Raw genomic sequence first — 22,263 nt, 5'->3', positions numbered from 1 at the left:
AACTATAAACTGTAGCTCGTGTAACTTATTATAAAAAGAATCTATCCGTTCGTTATAAGTAGTTAGTCTTATTTAATTAAACCAATAGCACCCAACTCATCCCTTTGCAGTTTCCGTATTGTAATTTTAATCTGAGGTCTTAATATTTATTTAAGAATCGTGAGGCAGCAACATGGGTTACATTTCGTGTCTTTCGGAATTATAATTACAGATATTTTTGTACTATATTAGTAACGTTGGAATGACTGCAAATTGGAAAATATTCAAAGGTTTTGTGGCGGTTTTGGCGCTCGTAGCTGTAACTATGGGTTCAGCATTTGGCCAAACGGCTCCCGATTCCATTCCCTTACCACAGTTAGGTCCCAACGATACGATCCCCGTTCCTGCAGAGATCCACGGCGGCGAATATGTGCCGGTGCAAACCCTCGAATATTTCCGGGTACAGGTTCCCTATCCAAAGCATTTATTGAAAAGAAGGCAGGAATGGACGCGGTTGCGCAATGCGGTTTATGTTTGCTATCCATACGCCCGCCGGGCAGGCGCCATCATGAACGACATCAATGCCCGCATTGCCAAAATGCCCGACAAGGAAAAAAGGAAATATATACATTCCCGGGAAAAAGAATTGAAAAAGCAGTTTGCTGAACCGTTGAGCGAACTTTCTATCTACCAGGGAAAAGTATTAATGAAACTCATCAACCGGCAAACCGGTAACAACTGCTACAACATCATCAAGGAATATAAAGGTGGGTTTACTGCCAGGGCCTGGCAAACGGTGGCCTTTGTATTCGGCAGCAATCTCAAACAGCCCTACAATCCCAATGGCGACGAGCGTGAAATGGAAATGATCGTGCAGGAAGTGGAACGACTACACAGAATGTAGTTTGTAGTTTGTGGTTTGTAGTTTGTCGTTTGTCGTTTGTGTTTGTTCAAATTCCTCAGCTCATAATTGTTTTTCAGACCTCTGCTTTTTGGTTATTCAGTTCCTGAGTTATTCAGTTCGTAAGTTATTCAGTTCGTAAGTTATTCAGTTCGTAAGTTATTCAGTTACTTATAATAACGTAGCAACTAAATAATTGAGTAACTGTCTATGAACTTTAAACTTTAAACTGTGAACTGTAAACTATGAACTATGAACTCATTCTCTGAATGATGCCCGTCGTTGAAAAGCCTTCTACAATTGGATTGATAATTACTTTACCCCCAGCCGCTATTACTTCTTTAGCGCCTACGATCTGTTCAAGGGTATAATCGCCGCCTTTCACCAATACATCCGGTTTAAGCGTCGTAATGAGGTTCAGCGGAGTATCCTCTTCAAAAATAACAACCATGTCTACCATGATGAGGCCCGCCAATACCAGGGCTCTCGACTGCTCATCATTTACCGGGCGGCTATCGCCCTTTAAACGTTTGGTGCTGGCGTCGGAATTCAAACCTACTACCAGATAATCGGCTTCAGCAGCTGCCTGTGAAAGCGAGAAGATATGACCTCGATGCAGGATATCAAATACCCCGTTGGTAAATGCCACTGTTTTTCCGGTTATGCGCCATTGACCCAGTCTGTGCAATGCTTCATTCAGGGTGCATATCCGGGTAGTGATGACATCAGCTTTTCTCATGAACTGGGTTTCTTTTATTAAAATAGGGTAATAGAGTAAGGGCGATAAATCCGCTGATCAATGCAAAAAAGAATTGTACCGACCACATGAGCTGCCCAAATGCAAAACCTATGGAGCCCACCAGTGCATAAGCCTTCAATGTTTTTTCAACAAACAGGGGATATACACCAAGACCGCCGCCGGGTACCGGCACGATCATCGCAAGGCTGCCCATGGTCAGTACCGATAACGCCTGGGGAATGCCAAACATCGACGTTTCTCTCATGGCCCAGAAACCGATCTGTACGCTCAGCAGGTACATGCTCCAGATCACTATGGTATGAACAACGAACCAGCCTTTATTTTTCAGGTAGCGCACGCTCGTAATGCCATGCCAGATGCCTGAAAAAATTGTTTTTATCTTTTGAATGAATTTGATATGGCCGAACTTTTTAAATACAATGATAGCGGAGAAAACAGCCACGAGCAGGATGACAAGCAGTATAATGATCCGGGTAGAAGAAAATGAACCTGTTTTGGACGCAAGGATATCGTTCAATGCATCATTGATATATCCGCCGATCAGATCGGCCTGGGTAAGCAGGGTGATGATGATAACCAGCGCGAGGCACAAAACATCGAAAGCCCGCTCTGCTACAATGGTACCCACGAGTTTATCGGCCGGCACCTTTTCATACCGGGCCAGAATCGTACATTTTAACACCTCGCCCAAACGCGGAACGGCCAGGTTGGCCATATAGCCTATCAACACCGCCATATACGTATTAAAGACCCTGGGTTTATAACCGAGCGGCTCCATCAGGATCTTCCATCGCATGGCTCTGCTATAATGGCTCAACAACAAAGTACACATAACCGGCAAAATAAGCAGGTAGTTCGCGTTGCGAAAGGCGTCTTTGATTTTTACCCAGTCACTGTCAGAGATATCTTTAATTGACCACCATACCAAAAAAATGCTGAGCCCGAGGAAAAGGAGATATTGTAATATGCTCAGGATCTTTTTATTCATAAAGGGGCGATTGTTTTCCAAAGTTACAGGTTTCAGGTTGCAAGTTGCAAGGTGCAGTGCACCAGTAACCTGAAACCTGTGACTTGTAACATTTACTTAATGGAAAAAGAAGATATTATTTGAAATGGCAATATGTTACAGCTTATTTCCGGCTTGTGGAAATATAACTGAGGGTTTGAAAGTTTTTGCTTTATCAAAATCCATTGTAGCGTAGGAAATAACGATCACAATATCACCTACAGCACCCTGCCGGGCGGCAGGACCATTTAAACAGCAAACGCCTGAACCGCGTTTTCCTTTGATCAAATAAGTTTCAATGCGGGTACCATTATTTACATTCACGATCTGCACTTTTTCGTATTCGATCATGTTGGCAGCTTCCATCAGGTCTTCATCCAATGTAAGGCTACCCACGTAATTGAGGTTGGCTTCCGTAATGGTTACGCGGTGAATTTTGGACTTCAGTATTTCTATCTCCATGTTTTGTTTTTGTTATTCGATTTTATAAAACGGGCGCAAGCTACTATTAATTGGTTAACAATCAAACCAACATATTATCAATTAATCTAACGTCATTCAGGAACGCTGCTATCAAAGCAACCCGGGGAACCTTGTTACCGGTTGTTGTGTCGGCGGGTTCAAGCGTATTAGCGTCGGCCAGTTCAACATAATCGATCCTGAAGCCGGCAGCTGCAAGCAATTGTACTGCTTTTTCTTTTATAACAGGCCAGGCTATGTGTTGGTTGTATGCCTCTTTGATAAGGGCAAGGCATTTAAAGATAGTGGTTGCTTTCTGCCGCTCTTCGGGCGACAGGCGCAGGTTGCGGCTGCTCATGGCCAGTCCATCGGCCTCGCGCAGGGTAGGGCAGGTGACCAGTTCGGTGGTCGATTGCATCAACTGCAGCAGCCGGCTTACCACCATACATTGCTGGTAATCTTTCTGCCCCATAAATAATTTATGCGCCTGTACCATGGTCAGCAGCCGGTTCATGACCTGGCACACGCCCTGAAAATGCCCCGGGCGGTATTTTCCTTCCAGTAAAGTTTCGAGATAACCCAGGTCATATTGTTCCAGGTTATTGGTGCCATTGGGATACATTTCCGCAATGGAGGGGAGGAACAACATGTCGCAGCCGGCTGCTTCCAGTTTCATGATGTCCTGTTCAATGGTATTTGGGTATTTCTGATAATCGACTGGATTATTGAACTGCGTCGGATTTACAAATATGCTGCAGACAGTCAGATCTGTATCTTTTTTTGAGCGGTCGATCAGGGCAATATGGCCGTTATGCAGGGCGCCCATGGTGGGCACGAATCCTATTTGTTTACCTGCATGCTTCTGCTGTTGAATATACCGGGCAAGCGCTTCAGCATATTTAAAAATGATCATTTAACGAAATTTTAAGTTTTTTAGCCGCCCTGTTCCTGTTTCAATGGAGGCCATTATTCATCATTCATCAAAAAATTTGCGGTTCCAGCGCCCTGTATAGGAACATATAACGGGCTTCTGAAGCCGTCTGCCAGCAAAGGCTGGCTTAGAACTAATAAAAAAACCTTAACTTTGCACCCTGATTTTTAAAAGTTAGCTCATTAACTATTATCTATAATGCTGACAAAGAAAAGAATTTTATTTATTGCTAACGAAATGTCCCCCTACCTGGAATTGACGGAATTCTCCGAAACGGTTAACCGGTTGGCAATAAAGGCAAATGAAAATGGCTTTGAAGTGCGTTGTATCATGCCCCGGTTTGGGGTTATCAACGAAAGACGTCATCGCCTTCATGAAGTGGTTAGGTTGTCGGGCATTAATGTTTCGGTAGGTAATGACGATTATCCTCTTCAAATTAAAGTAGCTTCTTTACCCAATGCGCGGTTGCAGGTTTACTTCCTTGACAATGAAGATCTGTTCAAACGTAAATTTATTTTCCACGACGAAGGCGAAAAATGGTTCGAGGATAATGACCTGCGTACGGTGTTCTTCTGTAAAGGTGCCCTGGAAACAGTAAAGAAATTCGGCTGGCCGCCCGATATCATCCATTGCAGCGGCTGGATGACCGGTTTGATCCCTCTGTACCAAAAGACCGCTTACAAAAAAGAGCCGGTGTTCTCGCATAGCAAAGTCATTTATACCATTGGCAACAATGCCCATAAAGAAAAACTGGGTGATGATTTCCTGAAGATCGCTTCAATCAGTTCTTTTGTAAAAGAAAAAGACCTGGAGCCTTTTAAAGAAGGTACCACTACCTCAATGATGCGCGGTGGTGCAACATATGCCGATGCCATTACCTTTGGCGCCGACAAGGTTGATAAAAAGCTGGTGGAAGAGTTTGGTAAAGTAAAAGGCAAAAAGGTGCTCACCTATAATGCCGAGTCTGACCTGACTGACTATCTCCAATTATACCACGATCTTACAAAGTGATGAAAGTAGTAAGCGATAAGTATTAAGTAATAAGTTAGTACAAGTATGCGGATGTCCACAAGTAATCAACAATTACACAATTCAGCAATTAAAACTTAGCACTTATAACCTAAAACTTATAACTTAGAATTTTTATCTCATATATTTACCCATTAATATTCTATTCAATTCCAACAAACAAAAAGTACTATGCCTTACTTATTTACTTCTGAGAGTGTTTCGGAAGGCCATCCTGACAAAATAGCTGATCAGATATCTGATGCCCTCATTGATAATTTTCTGGCATTTGACCCGCAGTCGAAAGTAGCTTGCGAAACCCTGGTTACTACCGGTCAGGTAGTGCTGGCGGGAGAAGTTAAGTCAAAGGCATATCTCGATGTTCAGGAAATTGCGCGTGAGGTGATCCGCAAAATTGGTTACACCAAGAGCGAATACATGTTCGAAGCCAGCTCTTGCGGTGTATTATCTGCTATTCACGAACAGTCTGCCGACATCAACCAGGGTGTTGACAGAACCAAGAAAGAAGAACAAGGCGCCGGTGACCAGGGTATGATGTTTGGTTATGCAACAAACGAAACCGAAGATTACATGCCGCTGGCATTGGACATTGCCCATAAATTATTAATTGAACTGGCTGCCCTGCGCCGCGAAGGCAAACAGATCAAGTACCTGCGTCCTGATGCGAAAAGCCAGGTTACGCTCGAGTACGACGATAATAATAAGCCCGTTCGTATTGACGCCATTGTAGTGAGCACCCAGCACGATGATTTTGATTCAGAATCAAAAATGGCGAAAAAGATCAGGGAAGATGTGATCAACATCCTCATCCCCCGCGTAAAAGCCAAGTACAAAAAATACGCTCACCTGTTCAACGATAAGATCAAGTATCACATAAACCCAACCGGTAAATTCGTGATAGGTGGTCCGCACGGCGATACAGGTCTCACCGGCCGTAAGATCATCGTAGATACGTATGGTGGTAAAGGTGCACACGGTGGTGGCGCTTTCAGTGGAAAAGATCCTTCAAAGGTTGACCGTTCTGCAGCGTATGCTACCCGTCACATCGCCAAGAACCTGGTAGCTTCCGGCTTATGCGAAGAAGTACTGGTACAGGTTTCCTATGCCATTGGTGTTGCCCAACCCATGGGTTTGTACATTAACACCTATGGCACAGCCAAGGTAGAACTTACCGATGGCGAAATTGCAAAACGCGTAGCCCAGATCTTCGATATGCGCCCTTACTTCATTGAACAACGGTTGAAGCTGCGTAATCCTATTTACAGCGAAACAGCTGCTTACGGTCACATGGGCCGCCAGCCGGAGATCGTTGAAAAAACGTTCACTGCGCCTGATGGTAAAACCGTTAAGAAGAAAGTAGAACTGTTTACCTGGGAGAAACTGGATTATGTGAAGAAGATCAAACAGGCTTTTGGGATCCGATAATTTTGAACTTACATAAGTGCATGAATGCCATTCTGTTATGCAGAATGGCATTTGCTTTTATGAAGGGTTTTATTATATTTGTTGAAGGCTTGAGAGAATGGTGACAGCATCGCAGACATTAAAGATGTATGAGTTATTGAATAAGCACTTCAAGAATAGTGAGGATGCTAAAGTACTTGTGCAGGGGGATTGAAGAGGTAATCGATATAAAATTTGAAGCCGCAAAGGACAGGTTAGCTACGAAATCAGATCTGACCCGTGCAAAAGTAGAATTGAGGAAAGGTTGGAAACCCGTATGGAACCAGGATTTAAAGAGCAATTAAAATGGACTATAGTGCTCATGGTGGGAATGACTTCTTTATTTGTTGCAGCACGTAAACTTTTTTAAACAGAACACATATTATTTAGCAATGCATCTTCGAACTGGATGGCATTGCTTTTTTTTGTAGCATAAGTTATATTTTCGGCCTATGAATGAATTACATAATCCCTGGAAGGTCTTACAGGAAAAGAAAGTGTACGAGAATCCGTGGATCAAACTGACAGAATATGATGTTATCAATCCCTCGGGTGGAAAAGGTATCTATGGCAAGGTGCACTTCAAAAGCATAGCTACCGGCGCCCTGCCGCTCGATGAAGAGCTGAATACCTACCTGGTTGGCCAGTATCGCTTTACTATTGACCGGTATAGCTGGGAAATTCCGGAAGGTGGCGGCGCTTTTGGCGTTGACCCTGTAGAATCGGCCAAACGGGAATTATTGGAAGAAACCGGCCTCGTTGCTGAAGAATGGACAGAAATTGTTGGCATGCATTTGAGCAATTCTGTTTCTGATGAATATGCGGTCATATACCTGGCGCGCAAACTGAGCCAGCAGGTGGCCAGTCCGGAAGAAACCGAACAATTGCAGGTGAAGAAGATCCCTTTTGAAGAAGCCTATCAAATGGTGGAACGGGGCGAGATCACCGACTCCATGTCGGTTGCCGCTATTTTAAAAGTAAAACTGATGCTGGCAGATGGACGGATTTCATAGAAAAAAACCTGGTGTTAATAAGTCGCAGCTGATCATAGGCCGCCAGCCCATTATTGAAGCCATTCAATCGGGCCGGCCCATCGATAAGATTTTCTTTCAGCGAAATGTAAGCGGCGATGCGATCGGCACCATTCGCCAGCTGGCCCGCGAACACAATATTCCTATTCAACAGGTGCCGCCCGAAAAGCTGCAATCATTTACCAGGGCCAATCACCAGGGCTGCATAGCCATTGCGGGCCTGGTTCAGTATATGGACCTGCAACAGGTGATAGATCATGTGCTGGGTAATGGAGAAACGCCGCTGTTCCTCATCTTGGACGGTATTACCGATGTACGTAATATTGGTGCTATTGCCCGCAGTGCGGTGTGTTGCGGCGCGCAGGCCATCATTATTCCCGATAAAGGAGTAGGGGCATTGAATGAAGAAGCCATGAAATCATCGGCGGGCGCTTTGGAAAAGATCAATATCTGCCGGGTGAACAGCCTGATGAAGGCGGTTGATACGCTGCATTTGAATGGAATAAAAGTATACGCAACGGAAATGACCGCCGAAAAATTCTTATATGAAGTAGATTATTCAGCACCCTGTTGCATTGTAATGGGCAATGAAGAGAACGGCGTATTTCCGGCCCTGATGAAAATATGCGATGAAAAGATCAGGATCCCCATGGCCGGGAATTTTGAATCGTTCAACGTTTCTGTAGCTACCGGGATTGTTTTATATGAGGCTATGAAAAGCAGAATGGGCAATCGTTAATAAACGAGCGTTACAAGTGGCAGGTTACAGCGCTGCAGGGAAAAACCTGCAACTTGAAACGTGTAACCTGTAACTTCTACCTATAATAACAAATCATAAATTGAGTACGAATCCTCCAATACATCTCATCGAGTGTCCAAGGGATGCCATGCAGGGCTGGCCGGTATTTATTCCTACCGAAAAAAAAATAGAGTATCTGAGCGCCCTGTTGCAGGCAGGCTTTCATACACTTGATTTTGGCAGTTTTGTTTCGGCCAAAGCCATACCGCAGCTGACCGATACCGCAGCTGTTTTGAAAGGACTGAAAAGTTCACCCGTTAAAACCGAAACAAAATTATTAGCCATCATTGCCAATGTGCGTGGGGCCGAAGAAGCTGCTGCGTTTGACGAGATTGATTACCTCGGATTTCCATTCTCTGTATCAGAGACCTTTCAGCTGCGAAATACCAATAGCACTATTGAACAATCGCTGCAACGGGTTACTGACATCCAACGCATTTGTGAACAAAGCAGGAAGCAGCTGGTCATTTATATCTCCATGGGATTTGGGAATCCCTATGGGGATCCCTGGTCGGCGGAGATCGTTTTCGACTGGGTAAACCGCATCGCTGGCCTGGGTGTATCCATTATTTCCCTGGCCGATACGGTGGGCCTGGCAACACCGGAACAGGTGTATACCATTACCAGCTATGTGATCAACAAATTACCAGGTCATGAAATAGGCGTTCACCTGCATAGTACGCCGCACAACCGCGCTGCTAAAATAGAAGCGGCCTGGCAGGCCGGCTGCCGGCGGTTCGACGGCGCCCTCAAAGGCATAGGAGGCTGTCCCATGGCCAATGATGCGCTGGTTGGCAATATTGATACGGAATGGCTCATATCATATTTAGAACAATATGAGAATTTGCCTCGGCTAAATAAAACAGCGCTGGCTAAAAGTGTTACCTTAGCTAACGAAATATTTACCTTATGAAATTCACCTTTAGGGCGCCGTTTCCCGGTTTCCCTGAACGCGTAAATAGATCGTGGCACGGCCCGCCGCTATGTTACGATTTGTATTTTCATCCTCTCTTGCTTTAATTTGCAGCAGCAATCGCCCTTCACTATAACCATCACCTGTTACAATGCAATAGTCACCGGTTGATCAGCTTCCTTTGAAAAATGGCACCTTATTCCTTAATGTATTAACCAGATAAACGTGATTATGGACCTCCAGATACCGATTCAAATTCCAACCTTGTCGACGCCCATTAATTACCAGGACAATATCATGTTAATGGGCTCGTGTTTTACGGAGCATATTGGCGAAAAGCTCGACGAGCTTAAATTCGGCGTATTGCAAAATCCCAACGGGATCTTGTTCGACCCCGCCAGTGTGGCGAGCAGCCTGGTTTCTTATATTCAGAATAAGCAGTATCAAACCGAGGAACTATTTTATTATAATGAGGTTTGGCAAAGCTGGCAGCACCATAGCCGTTTTTCCAAAACCGATCTGCAGGAATGCCTGCGGGGGATCAACGCTTCGCAGCAGGAGGCGCATGCCTATTTAAAAACGGCCAACTGGCTGATCATTACATTAGGCACTTCTTTTTCATACCGGCTCACTGAGCAGGTGCCAGCTTCATTCCGGCGGGGCGCTGTACGGGGAGCTGTAGCCAATAACCACCGAACACCGGCAGGATGGTTTAATAAACACCTGCTTACCATTGAAGAAACAACCACCATGCTCGACAACTGTTTACACCAGTTGTTCCAGTTCAATCCCGGTCTAAAGGTGATCTTCACTGTTAGTCCTGTACGGCATATACGCGATGGGGTGATTGATAATAACCGCAGTAAAGCGCGTTTGATCGAAGTGGTGCATCACCTCGTTAATAAATTTGACAGGCTGTATTATTTCCCGGCTTATGAACTGGTAATAGATGTATTGCGCGATTACCGTTTTTATGATATCGATATGGTGCATCCCAATTACCAGGCCACCCAATTTGTGCTCGATAAATTCATGCGCCATTTTGTTGATGAAAAAGCGCAGCAGCTGGCAGAAGAAATAAAGAAGATCGTGATCGCCCGCAAACACAAACCTTTTCAGCCTTCCACCGAAGCGCATAAGAGATTTTTAAAAGCACATCTCGAAAAGGCGCAGGAGCTGCAAAGAAAATACCCGTTCCTTAATTTGGATGAAGATATCAGATACTTCCTGCAATGAACAGTGTAACGGGAATACTTGTAAACGTTTATGGTTTGTGGTTTATGGTTTGTTATTCCTTCATACAGAACTTCCAATTTAATTTCGAACCTCAAAGCGCGGCAGCAACCACAAACTACAAACCACAAACTACAAACTGAAGCAACGATCTATTAGTATTCGTCATTCAATGCAAAATTGTTCTTCCTGAACATCCATTGCCCGCTGGTAAAGTCGGGAAACTCAACGGTTTCATTACCCAGCTCAATGCTTCGCTCGCTCAGCGGTGTGATAGCGCTCCAGGCAGCGGCATCATACACATCCATTGGTGTTACAGTCTTCCGTTTTATTGATTCAACAAAAGCGTGCAATACAAAGAAGTCCATGCCCCCGTGGCCGGCGCCTTCCGAAGAAGCGCCCCAGCGTTTCCATAAGGGATGATCGTATTGATCGAGGTAGGCTTTGGCATCTTCCCACTTATCATTGGTTTTGCTCACGCCTTCGATGTACAGTGAATGGTTCACATCCATCCAGATGCCTTTTGTGCCCTGTACGCGGAAGCCCAGTGAATAAGGGCGGGGCAGGTTGGTATCGTGTTGCAGGAGGATGGTTTCGCCATTGGCGCAACGGATCATGGTTGTTACCACATCACCCAGTTTGAATGCCACTTTTGCATTCGGGTGTTGTTCACCGCCGTTTTTCACAATATATTCATGCAGTCCGCGAGCTTTGGTAGCAAAAGAAGACAGCGACACAAAGCGGTTGCCGCGGTTTATATTGATCATTTCTGCTACCGGGCCAATACCGTGGGTGGGGTATAAGTCGCCGTTACGGTGTATAGAGTGTTCCGTTCTCCAGCGGCCTTCAGAAAACGCTTTTTCACCAAACTCAACACCGCCGCCATAAGGCTTTTGTCCGTCATTGAATTTCACATTCCGCAGATCGTGCTGGTAACCACCCTGCAGGTGAATGATCTCGCCGAACAATCCCTGCCGCACCATATTCAATACGGCCATTACATCGCGGCGGTAACAAACGTTCTCCAGCATCATAACCTGGGCATTGTGGTGTTCGGCTGCTTTTACCACGTCCCAGTGATCCTGCAGTGTAATGCCCAGCATCACTTCGGTGCCTACATATTTTATACCTGCTTCCAGGCTGCCAATGATCATCGGCGCATGCCATTCCCAGGGAGTAGAGATGATGACCGCGTCGAGTTCTTTTAATTCCAGCAGCTTTTTCCAGGCATTGGGATCGCCTTTGAAAACCTTGGCCATTGGCTTGCCTGCTTTTTTAAACAGTTGGCCCGACATTTCGAGCATCCGTTCATCGATATCACAAATGGCTACTACCTGTACATCTTTACGCCGAAGGGCATTGTCGAGGTGCCTTTGTCCGCGCAGGCCTACGCCAATAAAGCCCAGTTTAACGGCAGGCTCAGGCGCAGCAAATGATTGAGCTGTTGGTAATATGGCGAAACCGGCTGCAGCCAGACCGGTATTTTTGACGAATGATCTACGGTTCATAGCTTATTTTTACATATAGTTTGGAAATGCCAAAATACCAAATAAGCGAACATGAAGACCGCCGCTGAAAAACTTACGCAATCGTATGCTATCCTGAAATTTTACAAAAATCTGGCGCCGAAGCTTAAATTACCTGCTGGCGTGGAGATCATGAACCCATTTACCGATGCGGCCGCCTGGCAATTGGCAGAGTCGTTTTATCATAAATATTACAATGATCAACAGCCGCGCACATTCATTTTCGGCATCAATCCGGGGCGCTTTGGCGGTGGCATAACAGGTGTTCCTTTTACCGATCCTATAAAACTGAAAGAGGTACTGGGTATCGAAAATGACCTGCCGAAAAAAGCGGAGCTGTCATCGCATTTTATTTATGCCGTGATTGACGCTTATGGCGGCCCGCAGGCGTTTTATGGCGATTTCTTAATTACGGCTTTGTCGCCGCTGGGTTTTACGAAGAATGGCGTTAACCTGAATTATTATGATGATAAAGAGTTGCTGAAAGACAGTGAACCGTATATTATACAGTGCATCAATGAGCAGTTAGAAACTATTGCTACCACGCGGGAGGTATGTTATTGCCTGGGCGAGGGCACCAATTACAAGATCTTTCAGAAGCTGAATGCAAAACATCAGTTCTTTAAAGAGATCATTCCGTTGCCGCATCCACGGTGGGTAATGCAGTATCGGAGGAAAAAGATAGATGACTTTGTTAAGTTGTATATCGAGAAGTTAAATGCAATGTGATAATTAGCAGATTTGATAATGTGATAATGCCGCGTCGCGGCTGTATTTCATTATCAAATTATCACATTATCTAATTATCACATTAATTAATGCATTCGATCACCCCGCACTTCCAGTTTTTGCATTAACTCCGCTTCATACGCGAGCCATTCCTGCCAGCGTTTGCGCACTTTGGTCTTTTCAACATAGGTTTCTGCCAGTTCAATGAACAGGTGATAATGGCCCGCTTCGCTTTCCATAAAACGGCGGTAAAAATTACGCAGGTACTCATCATCGAGCCCTTCGCTGAGGCGTTTGAAGCGTTCGCAGCTGCGGGCTTCGATCAGCGCGCAGATCAATAGTTTATCCAGCAGGCGTTGTTCTTCGGTGGCGCCTTTTATTTCAAACTGTAATAACTGGTTTACATATTCATCTTTCCGCTGTTTCCCCAGTTTCAGGTTGCGCTTTTGCAGTTCAGCCAGCACCAGTCTGAAATGACCCCATTCTTCCGTAACAATGGGCGCCAGTTCGTTCACCAGTTTTTCTTTATCGCTGTAGCGCTGGATCAGCGAAATACAGCTGGTAGCCGCTTTTTGCTCACAATAGGCATGATCGGTGAGAATATGTTCCAGTGACATTTCGGCCAGGTTCACCCACCGGGGATCAGTAGGCAGGTGCAACCCCAATATATTCTTTGTTTCGTTGGTAGTGCTCATAAAGTGCACAAAGTTAACATGTAAGTACGATATATTTGCTTCGGCTGACGGGTAGTAAATAGCGAGTGGCGAGTAGGGGGAAAGGCAGGCGGAAAAGGATAATTTTGGAATAAAATCAACAAGGCGATTAATTGTGAGCTTCGAATAAAAGTCCTACCAGCCATTTACTACTAGCCACTAGTTTTAATTATGAACGACGACTTCCTCCTCAAAAAACTCAACGAGCGGCAGCAGCAGAATGCTTTCCGCCGGCTTAGGTTGCCCGATGGCAAAACAGATTTCTGCTCGAACGATTACCTCGGTATTGTGCAAAAGCAGCTGATCGAAAAAAAACTGAAGGAACAAGACGGTACCGCCTACCGGCATGGCTCCACAGGCTCCCGGCTGCTGGCCGGTAATTATGCACTGGTAGAAGAAACAGAAAAAAAACTGGCGGCCTTTCATGACGCCGCGGCCGGACTGATCTTTAATTCTGGATATGATGCCAACCTGGGACTATTGAGTTGTGTGCCCCAGCGCGGCGACACCATCATCTACGATTTTCTCAGCCATGCTTCGCTGCGCGATGGCATTCGGTTGAGCTTCGCCCAATCCTTTTCCTTCCGGCATAATGACCTGGCCGACCTGGAAAAAAGACTGCGGGCCGCTACCGGTACCATTTTCGTGGTCACCGAGTCGGTATTCTCCATGGATGGCGATATGGCGCCGCTGACAGCTATCAGCGCCCTGTGTAAACAATATGGCGCGCACCTGATCGTAGATGAAGCGCATGCCACCGGTGTGGTGGGTGCAAAAGGGGAGGGACTGGTACAACAACTGGGTCTGTCGGCAGCCTGTTTTGCCCGCATTCATACATTTGGCAAGGCAGTAGGCTGCCATGGCGCTATTATTCTGGGCAGTGAACAACTGCGGAATTACCTGGTGAATTTTTCCCGCTCATTTATTTATAGTACGGCTTTGCCCGAAGCCAGTGTGGCTGCCATCCGTTGTGCCTATACGTTATTTCCCGAAATGCATGCGGAAAGAGCGCACCTGCGACAACTGATCGCCACGTTTCAGCAGGCAGCGATGCCCTGGGAAAAACTGGTTTCCGACACACCCATACAAATAGTGATCATCCCTGGTAACGATCAGGTTAAGGCAGTAGCCGCTGCACTGCAGGCGGCAGGGCTGGATGTGCGCCCCATTTTATATCCTACGGTTCCGGCGGGAAAAGAACGGTTACGCATAGTACTGCATGCCTTCAATACGTTTGAGGAGATGCTTCTATTGGTTCGTATTCTGAAATCCTGAATGTCGGTAGTCAAAAGAATATGTTACAAGTTGCATGTTACAGGTTGCAAAGGATCGTTTTTTTGAATGCTGCGATCTGGGATTTTAACAATGATCCGGTAATTGGAAGCTGGTAACCGGAAACCAGGAACTGGTAACAGCCCGTGTGACCTGGAACCTGCAACCTGCAACTTATTGCTTCTTGGTTTCAGCTTCCGGAATATAATAGGTCTCATTAGGCCCTATGCCTGCCACCTGCATCGTACATTCTTCAGTGAACCATTCATAATGGGGTTGATCTGCTTTGATGATCACATAACTTCCGGGGCCATAAGCCATGGCATTCACGGTGGTATCAAAAACCTTATCCATTACAATATGCGCAGAACCGCTGAGTATAGTAACATGCAGGTCGGAATTGTGCACATGCGGCATGCCTTTATAACCGGGCGGGAAAATATAACGTTCAATAAAGAATCCGGGTTGGTTGCGGTGCCCGGCAAGGTAAATATTCCTTCTGCCACTTTGCAGAACAGTATCATGCACAGGCGGGAGTATCATCCTGGCTTTCGTACCTGAAGGAGGATTTGCAAGGTTCTGCACCGGGTTATCGGTACAGGACAGCCATGGAACCAACAGCATTGCCATGGCATAAAAGGCTGTCTTTTTCATAGCAAACAATATTTAGGTGACGAATAACTAAAAGAACTGATAAGTAAGTTACTAAAATTTCAAGAATTACGTATTCTGTTATGACCGGCGGTATTGAGCTGTACCTGCCGGATAATTCCTTAAGACAGAGTTTGGTTGGGTATACGGCGGAAATGAATGACCATCGTTGGCTCAGCCTGACGGGCGGAGCGCACCAGCTATTCTTTGCTTGATAAATAAAACTACTCTTTCAAAACCTGATTTTTCAACAAAAAAAGCCCCGCTTTGGGCGGGGCTGGTACCACGGACTGTAACCTCTAAGGTTGATGAACTAAACGATTGCTGATGACTACTGAACTGCGAACAACTTTTATGTATAATTGCTATACAAATACGGCCATTAACAACAGTGCGGCAAATAATAAGGCCAGCACTCTTTTTTTCCATTGATAATCCTGCGCTTCCATCTGCTTCAATTTTAACGCCTCAATTGCTTGATCTCAATACAAAATTCAGCATAAGTAATGTTTTACACAATACAACTTTGTGGTAATTCTCTGCCCCGCCAACACCGTTGTTCGGCGGGGGCATTCATTTATTTATCCGAAAACCGTTTTGGCAAAACGGGTTTGCAACCATCGGGCCCCAACCGAAGGCCATCCGGTGCGGTAAGCATTTAACCGTCGAGTGATTTCAAAAAAATGCACTACTTTTAAAAAACCTTCTAACCCCATGATGTGAATTAGCTTTATGCGCATTATTCCATTTATTGTTACCGTAGTTATCACTATAGGTTTGATCATTACACTAAGTATACCTATAGACAGCATTCCGCCGCTGGGTAGTTTTCTCAGTCCGCAAACCGGCTTCTGGCAGAATGCAGAGCCCGTTAATGCCCATCCCAACCTGGATCTTCATTTTCCGCAGTTAAAAGACAAAGTGCAGGTGTACTTCGACGACAGAATGGTGCCGCATGTGTTTGCGCAAAATGACGACGATCTGTATTTCGTACAGGGATACATTCATGCCAAATACCGGCTCTGGCAAATGGAGTTTCAAACCCATGCAGCTGCCGGCCGTTTGACTGAAGTACTGGGTGCCGGTCCTAAGGACGCTTACCTGGATAATGATCGCAATATGCGCCGCCTGGGTATGTGTTACGGAGCAAGGCGTTCGCTCGACAGTATGGAAAGGGACGCCGATACCAAAAAGCTGCTCGATGCCTATACTGCAGGGGTAAATGCCTACATCGATCATCTGCCTGCCAATGAACTGCCGCTCGAATACAGGCTCCTGAACTATGTGCCCGAACACTGGAGCAATTTAAAAACAGCGCTTTTTCTTAAATACATGAGCTATGACCTCACCGGTGCTGAAAATGATCTGGAATATACCAATGTTCGCAATGTATTGAGCCGGGAAGATTTTGAGCTGTTATATCCGGTTATGCAGGACTCCCTGGATCCTATAGTGCCCAAAGGCACACCCTTTCCGGCGCCGGCTGTTCGTCCGCAAATACCTGCCTCGGCCGATTCATTATATTTTAAATGGAATACTTTTTCAAGCATCAATATAACACCGGTAAACAAACCCGATAAAGACAATGGCAGTAACAACTGGGTGGTGAATGGTACGAAAACAAAAAGCGGCCGGCCTATTTTGTGCAACGATCCGCATCTCGGACTGAACCTGCCATCACTTTGGTTTGAAATGCAATTGCATACCCCGCAGCATAACGTGTATGGCGTTACGTTTCCGGGCTCACCGGCGGTGATCATCGGGTTTAACGACAGCTGCTCCTGGGGAGTTACCAATGCGGGTCGTGACGTGAAAGATTATTTTAATGTCCATTTCAAAGACAAGACCAAACAGGAATACGAATTCAACGGCCGCTGGCGGCAAACCGACCTGCGTGTCGATACCTTCAGGATAAAAGGGCAACAACCCTTTTATGATACAGTAGCTTATACGGTCTTCGGACCCGTACAATACGATAATTCTTTTTCGGGCGGTGAAGGTGCTTCTACCCATAACAGTTATGCCGTACGATGGAAAGCGCACGATCCTTCGAATGAGCTGAAGACATTTTACCTGCTGAATCGCATGAACAATTACGCCGATTACAAAGCGGCCATTAGCTATTTTGACTGCCCGGGACAAAACTTCGTGTTCGCTTCCAAGAGCGGTGCGGTAGCCATCTGGCAGCAGGGAAAATTTCCGGCCAAGTGGCGGCGCCAGGGCGATTTTATAATGCCGGGGATCGACACCTCTTATTTGTGGCAGGGCTCCATAAAACAGGATGAGAATCCGCACGACACCATTGCCGCCCGTGGTTTTGTAAGCAGCGCCAACCAGGCAGCAGCTGATACTTCCTATCCTTATTACCTGGGTGGAAGTTTTCCCATTTACCGCGGTATTATCATTAACCGCTACCTGCAGCAGATGAACAATATCACCATCGATGATATGAAGAAAATGCAGACGGATAACTACAATGTGTTTGCAGAGTATGCCTTGCCGGTATTGATGGCCCATGTGGATGAAACTAAATTAGATGCGGAGCAGAAAAAATACCTCGATATTTTACGCGGCTGGAATTTACGAAACGATGCTACCGAAAAAGCGCCCGCTATTTTTCAATTATGGTTCGACAACCTGAAGAGAGAAGTGTGGGAGGATGAGCTGGATATTGCCACCCGGCCGGTTATTATGCCCGACGAAGCAACGCTTTTAAAATGTCTTTCCATTGCCGATTTCAAATTTGCCGACAATGTGAGCACAGCGCCGGTTGAAACTGTGCAGGATGCAGTAACAGCGGCTTTTAAAAAATCAGTACCGCTTATTTCAACGGCCGATAAACAAGGCACCCTGAACTGGGGGAAATACAAAGATGCAGGTATTCGCCATTTGATGCGGCTGCCGCAACTAAGCCGTTTTCACCTGATCACCGGTGGCGGACCAAACATCATCAATGCAACCCGGCAGTTTCATGGTCCGAGCTGGCGTATGATCGTTGAATTAACGGATAAAACAGAAGCCTGGGGCATTTACCCCGGCGGACAAAGCGGTAACCCCGGCAGCAGGTACTACGATAATTTTATCGATGACTGGACGGTAGGAAAATACTATAAGTTGTGGGTGATGGATGAAAAGGAAGTGAAGGATAAACGGATACTTTTTACGATGAACTTTACCAATTAGCTAATTAGCTGATGTGCTAATGTGCTAATGAAAATAAAGCCGCGACGACACGAATAGCACATTAGCAAATTAGCACATTAGCAAATTATCAAATTATCGAATTATCACATTAAAAGGTTGGGGCGCATAATTAATAATTCAATCAATCAATTAAATGAAGTTCTCGGTTTCTATAATACTAACTATCGTTGCAAGTTTCGCCGCCGGTTTTTACCTGCCTTGGTGGAGTATAGCGCTGGTGGCTTTTGGAGTGGCGGTCATGATGGATCTAAAGCCGGTGATGGCCTGGCTGGCAGGTTTTGTAAGCATTTTATTACTCTGGGGTTTACTCATCTGGTGGATCGACGCCCAGAATGACAGCATTTTGTCTGCACGTATGGCCACCCTTTTTCCGCTGGGTGGTTCTTCTGCATTATTGATATTGATAGCGGCATTGGTAGGCGCCATCATTGGCGGATTGGCCGCTTTGTCGGGAAGCTTTTTGCGGCGGTACCTGAACGAAAGGAAATACAGGAGCGAATACTAGTTATATTTGCGGCTGAAAAATTACCCTTACTCTATGCAGGACATTTTAACAGACCCTGATCAACAGCCCAAATTGGCTTCCATATTTAGGCGGTGGGCTGCCTGTTTTATCGATCTCTTTCTCGTACTTATAGTATCTGCTATTATAGCCGTTATTTTTGGTGAACGACAACTGTATCCGGACGGCTCGTATAGAAGTTACACTTTTCATAAAATAAATGGAAACCTGGTACTGTTGCTGTGCTGGCTGGTATTCTTGCCGGGGATAGAAATTTTTAACAACGGTCAAACTATTGGCAAGATATTGTTGCGGTTAAGAACATTACATGAAGACGGTTCCCGGCTCAATTGGAAAAGATGCCTCGTTAAGCATCTGTTCGATTTTGTAGATCATTTTCCTGGATGCGGAATAACCGGGATGATAGTATCAGGAATTACCAGAAAAAAACAGCGCGTCGGCGATCTCGTAGCAAAGACCGTTGTGATTGATTCTATACCTAAAAGCGGGTAATTACTATTTCATATAGTAATTTGACCGGCTTATCTATTATATGGCCGTTTTAACCATTTTACTTCAACGCTAATCAACAATTGGCCTTATTTTCGCGTTCGTCGCGATTATGAGAATTTTGACCTTCATTAACCTCTTTATTGTTTGCTATACTTCAGCGCAGGCTGGCCGCATCAGCGGTAAGGTCACGGATGAAAACGGACAGGCACTGGTTTATGCTTCAATTCTGGTAAAAGGCACCACACTGGGCACCACAGCCAATAAACAAGGTGATTATTTTCTGCAGCTCGATCCAGGCACGTATACCATCATTGCACAGTATGTAGGCTATACCCGCCAGGAAAAAACCGTAACAATAGGAGCTGAAGACCACACACTCGATTTTCAGCTTTCCATTCAACAATTAAGTTTAAAGGAAGTGGTGGTTCGGCCCGGCGCTGAAGATCCGGCTTATGAGATCATTCGCCAGGCCATTAAAAAAAGACCCTATTACCTCAACCAGCTCAATGCCTTTCAATGCGAAGTGTATATAAAAGGACAGCTGCAGCTGCGCGCCTATCCCAGAAAATTCCTGGGTGAGAAAATTGATTTCGAAGACGGCGATACCAGTCAGCGCAAAATGCTTTTTTTATCCGAAACCATAGCACGGTATTCCGTAGAAAAGCCACGCAAGAGCAAGATTGAAGTGCTTTCCACCAAAGTAAGCGGCCGCAGTGATGACTTTGGTTTAAGTACCCCTCAGATCGTTTCTTTTTATGAGAACAATATTTCGGTAGGCCGTAACCTGAATCCGCGTGGATTTGTTTCTCCCATCGCCAGCAGTGCGCTGAATTTCTATCGCTATCATTACGAAGGAAGTTTTGTAGAAGATGGCCGCGAGATCAATCGCATTAAGGTAACGCCCAAACGGCGCTACGAGCCTTTGTTCAGCGGATACATCAATATCACCGAAGGCGACTGGCGCATCCACAGTTTGCAGCTGCGGCTCACCAAGTCCTCCCAGATGGAACTGATCGACTCGCTGAATATCGAACAATTGTATGTTCCATATAATAATGATGTATGGGTGATCAAAACTCAGGTGTTGTACCCAGCTGTAAAATTGCTGGGTTTTGATGCGTTCGGCAGCTTTGTAAATGTGTATTCCAGCTTCAATACAACACCTTCTTTCGACCGCAGGTTCTTTAACAATACATACCTGAAGATCTATGAAGGTTCCAATAAAAAGCCGGCAGCTTTCTGGGATTCTATCAGGCCTGTACCCTTACAGGCCGAAGAAATAGCCGATTATCACCGGAAGGACAGTCTGGAGAAAGCGCATAAAGACCCGCATTACCTGGATTCGATAGATCGGCGCAGGAACAAACCGCACTTGTTTGCGATGGTAGCTACCGGGCAGAGTTTTTACCGCGAAAAAAGGCGCGAAACCTGGTACTTCAACCCGCTTTTACAAACAGCAGCCTACAATACCGTAGAAGGCTGGTTAGTTAATCTCGGGGGGCGTTATACCAAAAAGCTCGATACCATTCCCGGCTCAAGAAGGGCCCTCAGTATAGAGCCGGCCATCAGGTACGGGTTCAGTAATCATCATCTTAATGCAGCCAGCAGTTTTACCTATACGCATGGTAATAAATATTTTTCTTCCTTTTCACTGAGCGGCGGAAAATGGGTATACCAGATCAATAATGCCAATCCCATCAGCCAGCTGAGTAATACGATCCGCAGCTGGTTGTTCGAGCGTAACTATGCCAAGTTCTATGAAGCCTGGTTTGCACGTTTTCACTTTTCAAAAGATGTAGGCAGTGGCATCACGGTTTTCGGTGGTCTGAAATACGAAGACCGCATTCCGTTGGAGAATACGTCAAGCTATTCCTTCGGCGATCGCAAAGGCGTTACGTTCACACCGAATTTCCCCATCGAGATCATGCAGCAGAACTTTGCCCGCCACCAGGCATTTATCGGAAATGTAGGCATCAGCTGGTTGCCCGGAACGAAATATATCGAGTTTCCCGAACGGATCGTGAATGTGGGTTCCAGGTATCCGCTGCTGACGTTCAATTACTCGCAGGGCATACACAAATGGCTGGGCAGCGATATCGATTACGCCAAATGGCGGTTTGAAGTGAGCCAAAGTGTGAATATGAACCTGGGTGGCAATTTCCGCTATAAAATGGCCCTGGGCGGCTTTATGCGGCGCGACAGCGTGCAGGTGATCGATTACACGCATTTTAACGGCAACCAGATCCTGGCCTCCGTTGAATACCTGAACGGATTCCAGTTATTACCGTATTACAAATACAGCAACAAGAACCGCATTTATGCGCAAAGCCATATAGAACATCATTTCAATGGTCTCCTTACCAATAAGATACCCTTATTCCGCAAGATCAACTGGTACCTGGTAATGGGCGCCAATGCCCTGTATGCCGATAGCGACAAAGAGTATGTAGAGGTATTTGCCGGCTTCGAGAACCTGCTGAAAATAGCCAGGTTCGACTGGGTGTGGGGCGTGGAGAAAGGACATGTCGTAACTACCGGGGTCAGGTTGGGGATTAGAGGGTTTGGGAAGTTGTAGGTTTACCGTTTATTCAATCGTTTATGTTTATAGTTTATGGTTTGTAGTTGCTGCCGCGCTTTTACATCACCTTGTTCTCTCAACAGCCTGAATT

At 45.7% G+C, this 22,263-nt stretch carries 20 protein-coding genes; 13 read left to right on the top strand and 7 right to left on the bottom strand.

All coding sequences use genetic code 11. The features are described 5' to 3' along the window. Positions 1-241 precede the first annotated feature (241 nt). Positions 242-883, top strand: coding sequence for a DUF4294 domain-containing protein (locus tag JUB15_RS13865; RefSeq protein WP_207513090.1), 642 nt, complete (start codon positions 242-244; stop codon positions 881-883). Positions 884-1,130: 247 nt separating this feature from the next. On the opposite strand, the gene rfaE2 is transcribed toward JUB15_RS13865, so the two are convergent. The 4 genes from rfaE2 to panC form a co-directional block, all read right to left on the bottom strand. Further along, entirely contained in the window at positions 1,131-1,619 is a 489-nt protein-coding gene (gene rfaE2, locus JUB15_RS13860) for a D-glycero-beta-D-manno-heptose 1-phosphate adenylyltransferase (protein WP_207513089.1), read from the bottom strand. Continuing rightward, a complete protein-coding gene (locus JUB15_RS13855) occupies positions 1,606-2,628 on the bottom strand; it encodes a lysylphosphatidylglycerol synthase transmembrane domain-containing protein (protein WP_207513088.1) in 1,023 nt (340 codons plus the stop codon). The genes rfaE2 and JUB15_RS13855 overlap by 14 nt, the downstream gene beginning before the upstream one ends. 135 nt (positions 2,629-2,763) lie before the next feature. Further along, positions 2,764-3,108, bottom strand: a complete 345-nt coding sequence (panD, locus tag JUB15_RS13850; protein ID WP_207513087.1) for an aspartate 1-decarboxylase — start codon at positions 3,106-3,108, stop codon at positions 2,764-2,766. Positions 3,109-3,169: 61 nt separating this feature from the next. Further along, the gene (gene panC / locus JUB15_RS13845; RefSeq protein ID WP_207513086.1) at positions 3,170-4,018 is read right to left on the bottom strand and encodes a pantoate--beta-alanine ligase; all 849 of its coding nucleotides are present in this window, start codon (positions 4,016-4,018) and stop codon (positions 3,170-3,172) included. Between the two features lie 216 nt (positions 4,019-4,234). Between panC and JUB15_RS13840 the strand changes: the two genes are divergently transcribed. The 6 genes from JUB15_RS13840 to JUB15_RS13815 all read left to right on the top strand — a co-directional run bounded on the left by JUB15_RS13840 (position 4,235) and on the right by JUB15_RS13815 (position 10,487). Beyond that, complete coding sequence (locus tag JUB15_RS13840; RefSeq protein ID WP_207513085.1) at positions 4,235-5,047, top strand: glycogen/starch synthase; 813 nt, start codon at positions 4,235-4,237, stop codon at positions 5,045-5,047. Between the two features lie 189 nt (positions 5,048-5,236). Then, positions 5,237-6,490, top strand: coding sequence for a methionine adenosyltransferase (gene metK / locus JUB15_RS13835; RefSeq protein WP_207513084.1), 1,254 nt, complete (start codon positions 5,237-5,239; stop codon positions 6,488-6,490). Between the two features lie 470 nt (positions 6,491-6,960). Next, positions 6,961-7,521, top strand: coding sequence for an NUDIX domain-containing protein (locus JUB15_RS13830; RefSeq protein WP_207513083.1), 561 nt, complete (start codon positions 6,961-6,963; stop codon positions 7,519-7,521). Next, a complete protein-coding gene (gene rlmB / locus JUB15_RS13825) occupies positions 7,505-8,278 on the top strand; it encodes a 23S rRNA (guanosine(2251)-2'-O)-methyltransferase RlmB (protein WP_207513082.1) in 774 nt (257 codons plus the stop codon). Before JUB15_RS13830 ends, rlmB begins: the two co-directional genes overlap by 17 nt. Positions 8,279-8,378: 100 nt before the next feature. Next, positions 8,379-9,251, top strand: coding sequence for a hydroxymethylglutaryl-CoA lyase (locus tag JUB15_RS13820; RefSeq protein ID WP_242696336.1), 873 nt, complete (start codon positions 8,379-8,381; stop codon positions 9,249-9,251). Positions 9,252-9,482: 231 nt separating this feature from the next. Continuing rightward, positions 9,483-10,487: a GSCFA domain-containing protein gene (locus JUB15_RS13815; protein ID WP_207513081.1), complete on the top strand. Its 1,005-nt coding sequence runs from the start codon at positions 9,483-9,485 to the stop codon at positions 10,485-10,487. Positions 10,488-10,639: 152 nt separating this feature from the next. Here the strand turns inward: JUB15_RS13815 and JUB15_RS13810 are convergent, their stop codons facing one another. After that, positions 10,640-11,992, bottom strand: a complete 1,353-nt coding sequence (locus JUB15_RS13810; protein WP_207513080.1) for a Gfo/Idh/MocA family protein — start codon at positions 11,990-11,992, stop codon at positions 10,640-10,642. A gap of 51 nt (positions 11,993-12,043) precedes the next feature. Between JUB15_RS13810 and JUB15_RS13805 the strand changes: the two genes are divergently transcribed. Beyond that, entirely contained in the window at positions 12,044-12,739 is a 696-nt protein-coding gene (locus JUB15_RS13805; protein ID WP_207513079.1) for a uracil-DNA glycosylase family protein, read from the top strand. Positions 12,740-12,825: 86 nt separating this feature from the next. On the opposite strand, the gene JUB15_RS13800 is transcribed toward JUB15_RS13805, so the two are convergent. Then, positions 12,826-13,434: a MiaE family protein gene (locus JUB15_RS13800; protein ID WP_207513078.1), complete on the bottom strand. Its 609-nt coding sequence runs from the start codon at positions 13,432-13,434 to the stop codon at positions 12,826-12,828. A 189-nt stretch (positions 13,435-13,623) separates the two neighbouring features. Here JUB15_RS13800 and JUB15_RS13795 point away from each other — a divergent pair, with 189 nt between their 5' ends. Next, positions 13,624-14,727, top strand: a complete 1,104-nt coding sequence (locus JUB15_RS13795; RefSeq protein WP_207513077.1) for an aminotransferase class I/II-fold pyridoxal phosphate-dependent enzyme — start codon at positions 13,624-13,626, stop codon at positions 14,725-14,727. A 171-nt stretch (positions 14,728-14,898) separates the two neighbouring features. On the opposite strand, the gene JUB15_RS13790 is transcribed toward JUB15_RS13795, so the two are convergent. Then, positions 14,899-15,378 carry a cupin domain-containing protein gene (locus JUB15_RS13790; RefSeq protein WP_207513076.1) on the bottom strand — a complete coding sequence of 160 codons (480 nt, stop codon included), beginning with the start codon at positions 15,376-15,378 and terminating at the stop codon, positions 14,899-14,901. 729 nt (positions 15,379-16,107) lie between these two features. Between JUB15_RS13790 and JUB15_RS13785 the strand changes: the two genes are divergently transcribed. From JUB15_RS13785 to JUB15_RS13770, 4 genes are all read left to right on the top strand, one after another. Next, complete coding sequence (locus JUB15_RS13785) at positions 16,108-18,558, top strand: penicillin acylase family protein (RefSeq protein WP_207513075.1); 2,451 nt, start codon at positions 16,108-16,110, stop codon at positions 18,556-18,558. A gap of 154 nt (positions 18,559-18,712) precedes the next feature. Next, a complete protein-coding gene (locus JUB15_RS13780; protein ID WP_207513074.1) occupies positions 18,713-19,084 on the top strand; it encodes a hypothetical protein in 372 nt (123 codons plus the stop codon). A gap of 33 nt (positions 19,085-19,117) precedes the next feature. After that, positions 19,118-19,594 (top strand): RDD family protein, encoded by a 477-nt coding sequence (locus JUB15_RS13775; protein ID WP_207513073.1) that lies wholly within the window; start codon positions 19,118-19,120, stop codon positions 19,592-19,594. 109 nt (positions 19,595-19,703) lie between these two features. After that, a complete protein-coding gene (locus JUB15_RS13770) occupies positions 19,704-22,169 on the top strand; it encodes a DUF5686 and carboxypeptidase regulatory-like domain-containing protein (protein ID WP_207513072.1) in 2,466 nt (821 codons plus the stop codon). Positions 22,170-22,263 lie beyond the last annotated feature (94 nt).

The sequence above is a fragment of the Longitalea luteola genome (assembly GCF_017356035.1).
Lineage (GTDB): Bacteria > Bacteroidota > Bacteroidia > Chitinophagales > Chitinophagaceae > Niastella > Niastella luteola.
Note: the sequence above shows the minus strand (reverse complement) of the source record. Positions and strands in the feature narration are given on the sequence as shown.

Coding starts and splice junctions, on each gene's coding strand:
- panC (WP_207513086.1), bottom strand. CDS start 4,018: ATGATCATTTTTAAATATGCTGAAGCGCTTGCCCGGTATATTCAACAG.
- JUB15_RS13830 (WP_207513083.1), top strand. CDS start 6,961: ATGAATGAATTACATAATCCCTGGAAGGTCTTACAGGAAAAGAAAGTG.
- metK (WP_207513084.1), top strand. CDS start 5,237: ATGCCTTACTTATTTACTTCTGAGAGTGTTTCGGAAGGCCATCCTGAC.
- JUB15_RS13800 (WP_207513078.1), bottom strand. CDS start 13,434: ATGAGCACTACCAACGAAACAAAGAATATATTGGGGTTGCACCTGCCT.
- JUB15_RS13805 (WP_207513079.1), top strand. CDS start 12,044: ATGAAGACCGCCGCTGAAAAACTTACGCAATCGTATGCTATCCTGAAA.
- JUB15_RS13775 (WP_207513073.1), top strand. CDS start 19,118: ATGCAGGACATTTTAACAGACCCTGATCAACAGCCCAAATTGGCTTCC.
- JUB15_RS13810 (WP_207513080.1), bottom strand. CDS start 11,992: ATGAACCGTAGATCATTCGTCAAAAATACCGGTCTGGCTGCAGCCGGT.
- JUB15_RS13840 (WP_207513085.1), top strand. CDS start 4,235: ATGCTGACAAAGAAAAGAATTTTATTTATTGCTAACGAAATGTCCCCC.
- JUB15_RS13795 (WP_207513077.1), top strand. CDS start 13,624: ATGAACGACGACTTCCTCCTCAAAAAACTCAACGAGCGGCAGCAGCAG.
- JUB15_RS13770 (WP_207513072.1), top strand. CDS start 19,704: ATGAGAATTTTGACCTTCATTAACCTCTTTATTGTTTGCTATACTTCA.
- JUB15_RS13780 (WP_207513074.1), top strand. CDS start 18,713: ATGAAGTTCTCGGTTTCTATAATACTAACTATCGTTGCAAGTTTCGCC.
- panD (WP_207513087.1), bottom strand. CDS start 3,108: ATGGAGATAGAAATACTGAAGTCCAAAATTCACCGCGTAACCATTACG.
- JUB15_RS13865 (WP_207513090.1), top strand. CDS start 242: ATGACTGCAAATTGGAAAATATTCAAAGGTTTTGTGGCGGTTTTGGCG.
- JUB15_RS13855 (WP_207513088.1), bottom strand. CDS start 2,628: ATGAATAAAAAGATCCTGAGCATATTACAATATCTCCTTTTCCTCGGG.
- JUB15_RS13815 (WP_207513081.1), top strand. CDS start 9,483: ATGGACCTCCAGATACCGATTCAAATTCCAACCTTGTCGACGCCCATT.
- rfaE2 (WP_207513089.1), bottom strand. CDS start 1,619: ATGAGAAAAGCTGATGTCATCACTACCCGGATATGCACCCTGAATGAA.
- JUB15_RS13790 (WP_207513076.1), bottom strand. CDS start 15,378: ATGAAAAAGACAGCCTTTTATGCCATGGCAATGCTGTTGGTTCCATGG.
- JUB15_RS13785 (WP_207513075.1), top strand. CDS start 16,108: ATGCGCATTATTCCATTTATTGTTACCGTAGTTATCACTATAGGTTTG.
- rlmB (WP_207513082.1), top strand. CDS start 7,505: ATGGACGGATTTCATAGAAAAAAACCTGGTGTTAATAAGTCGCAGCTG.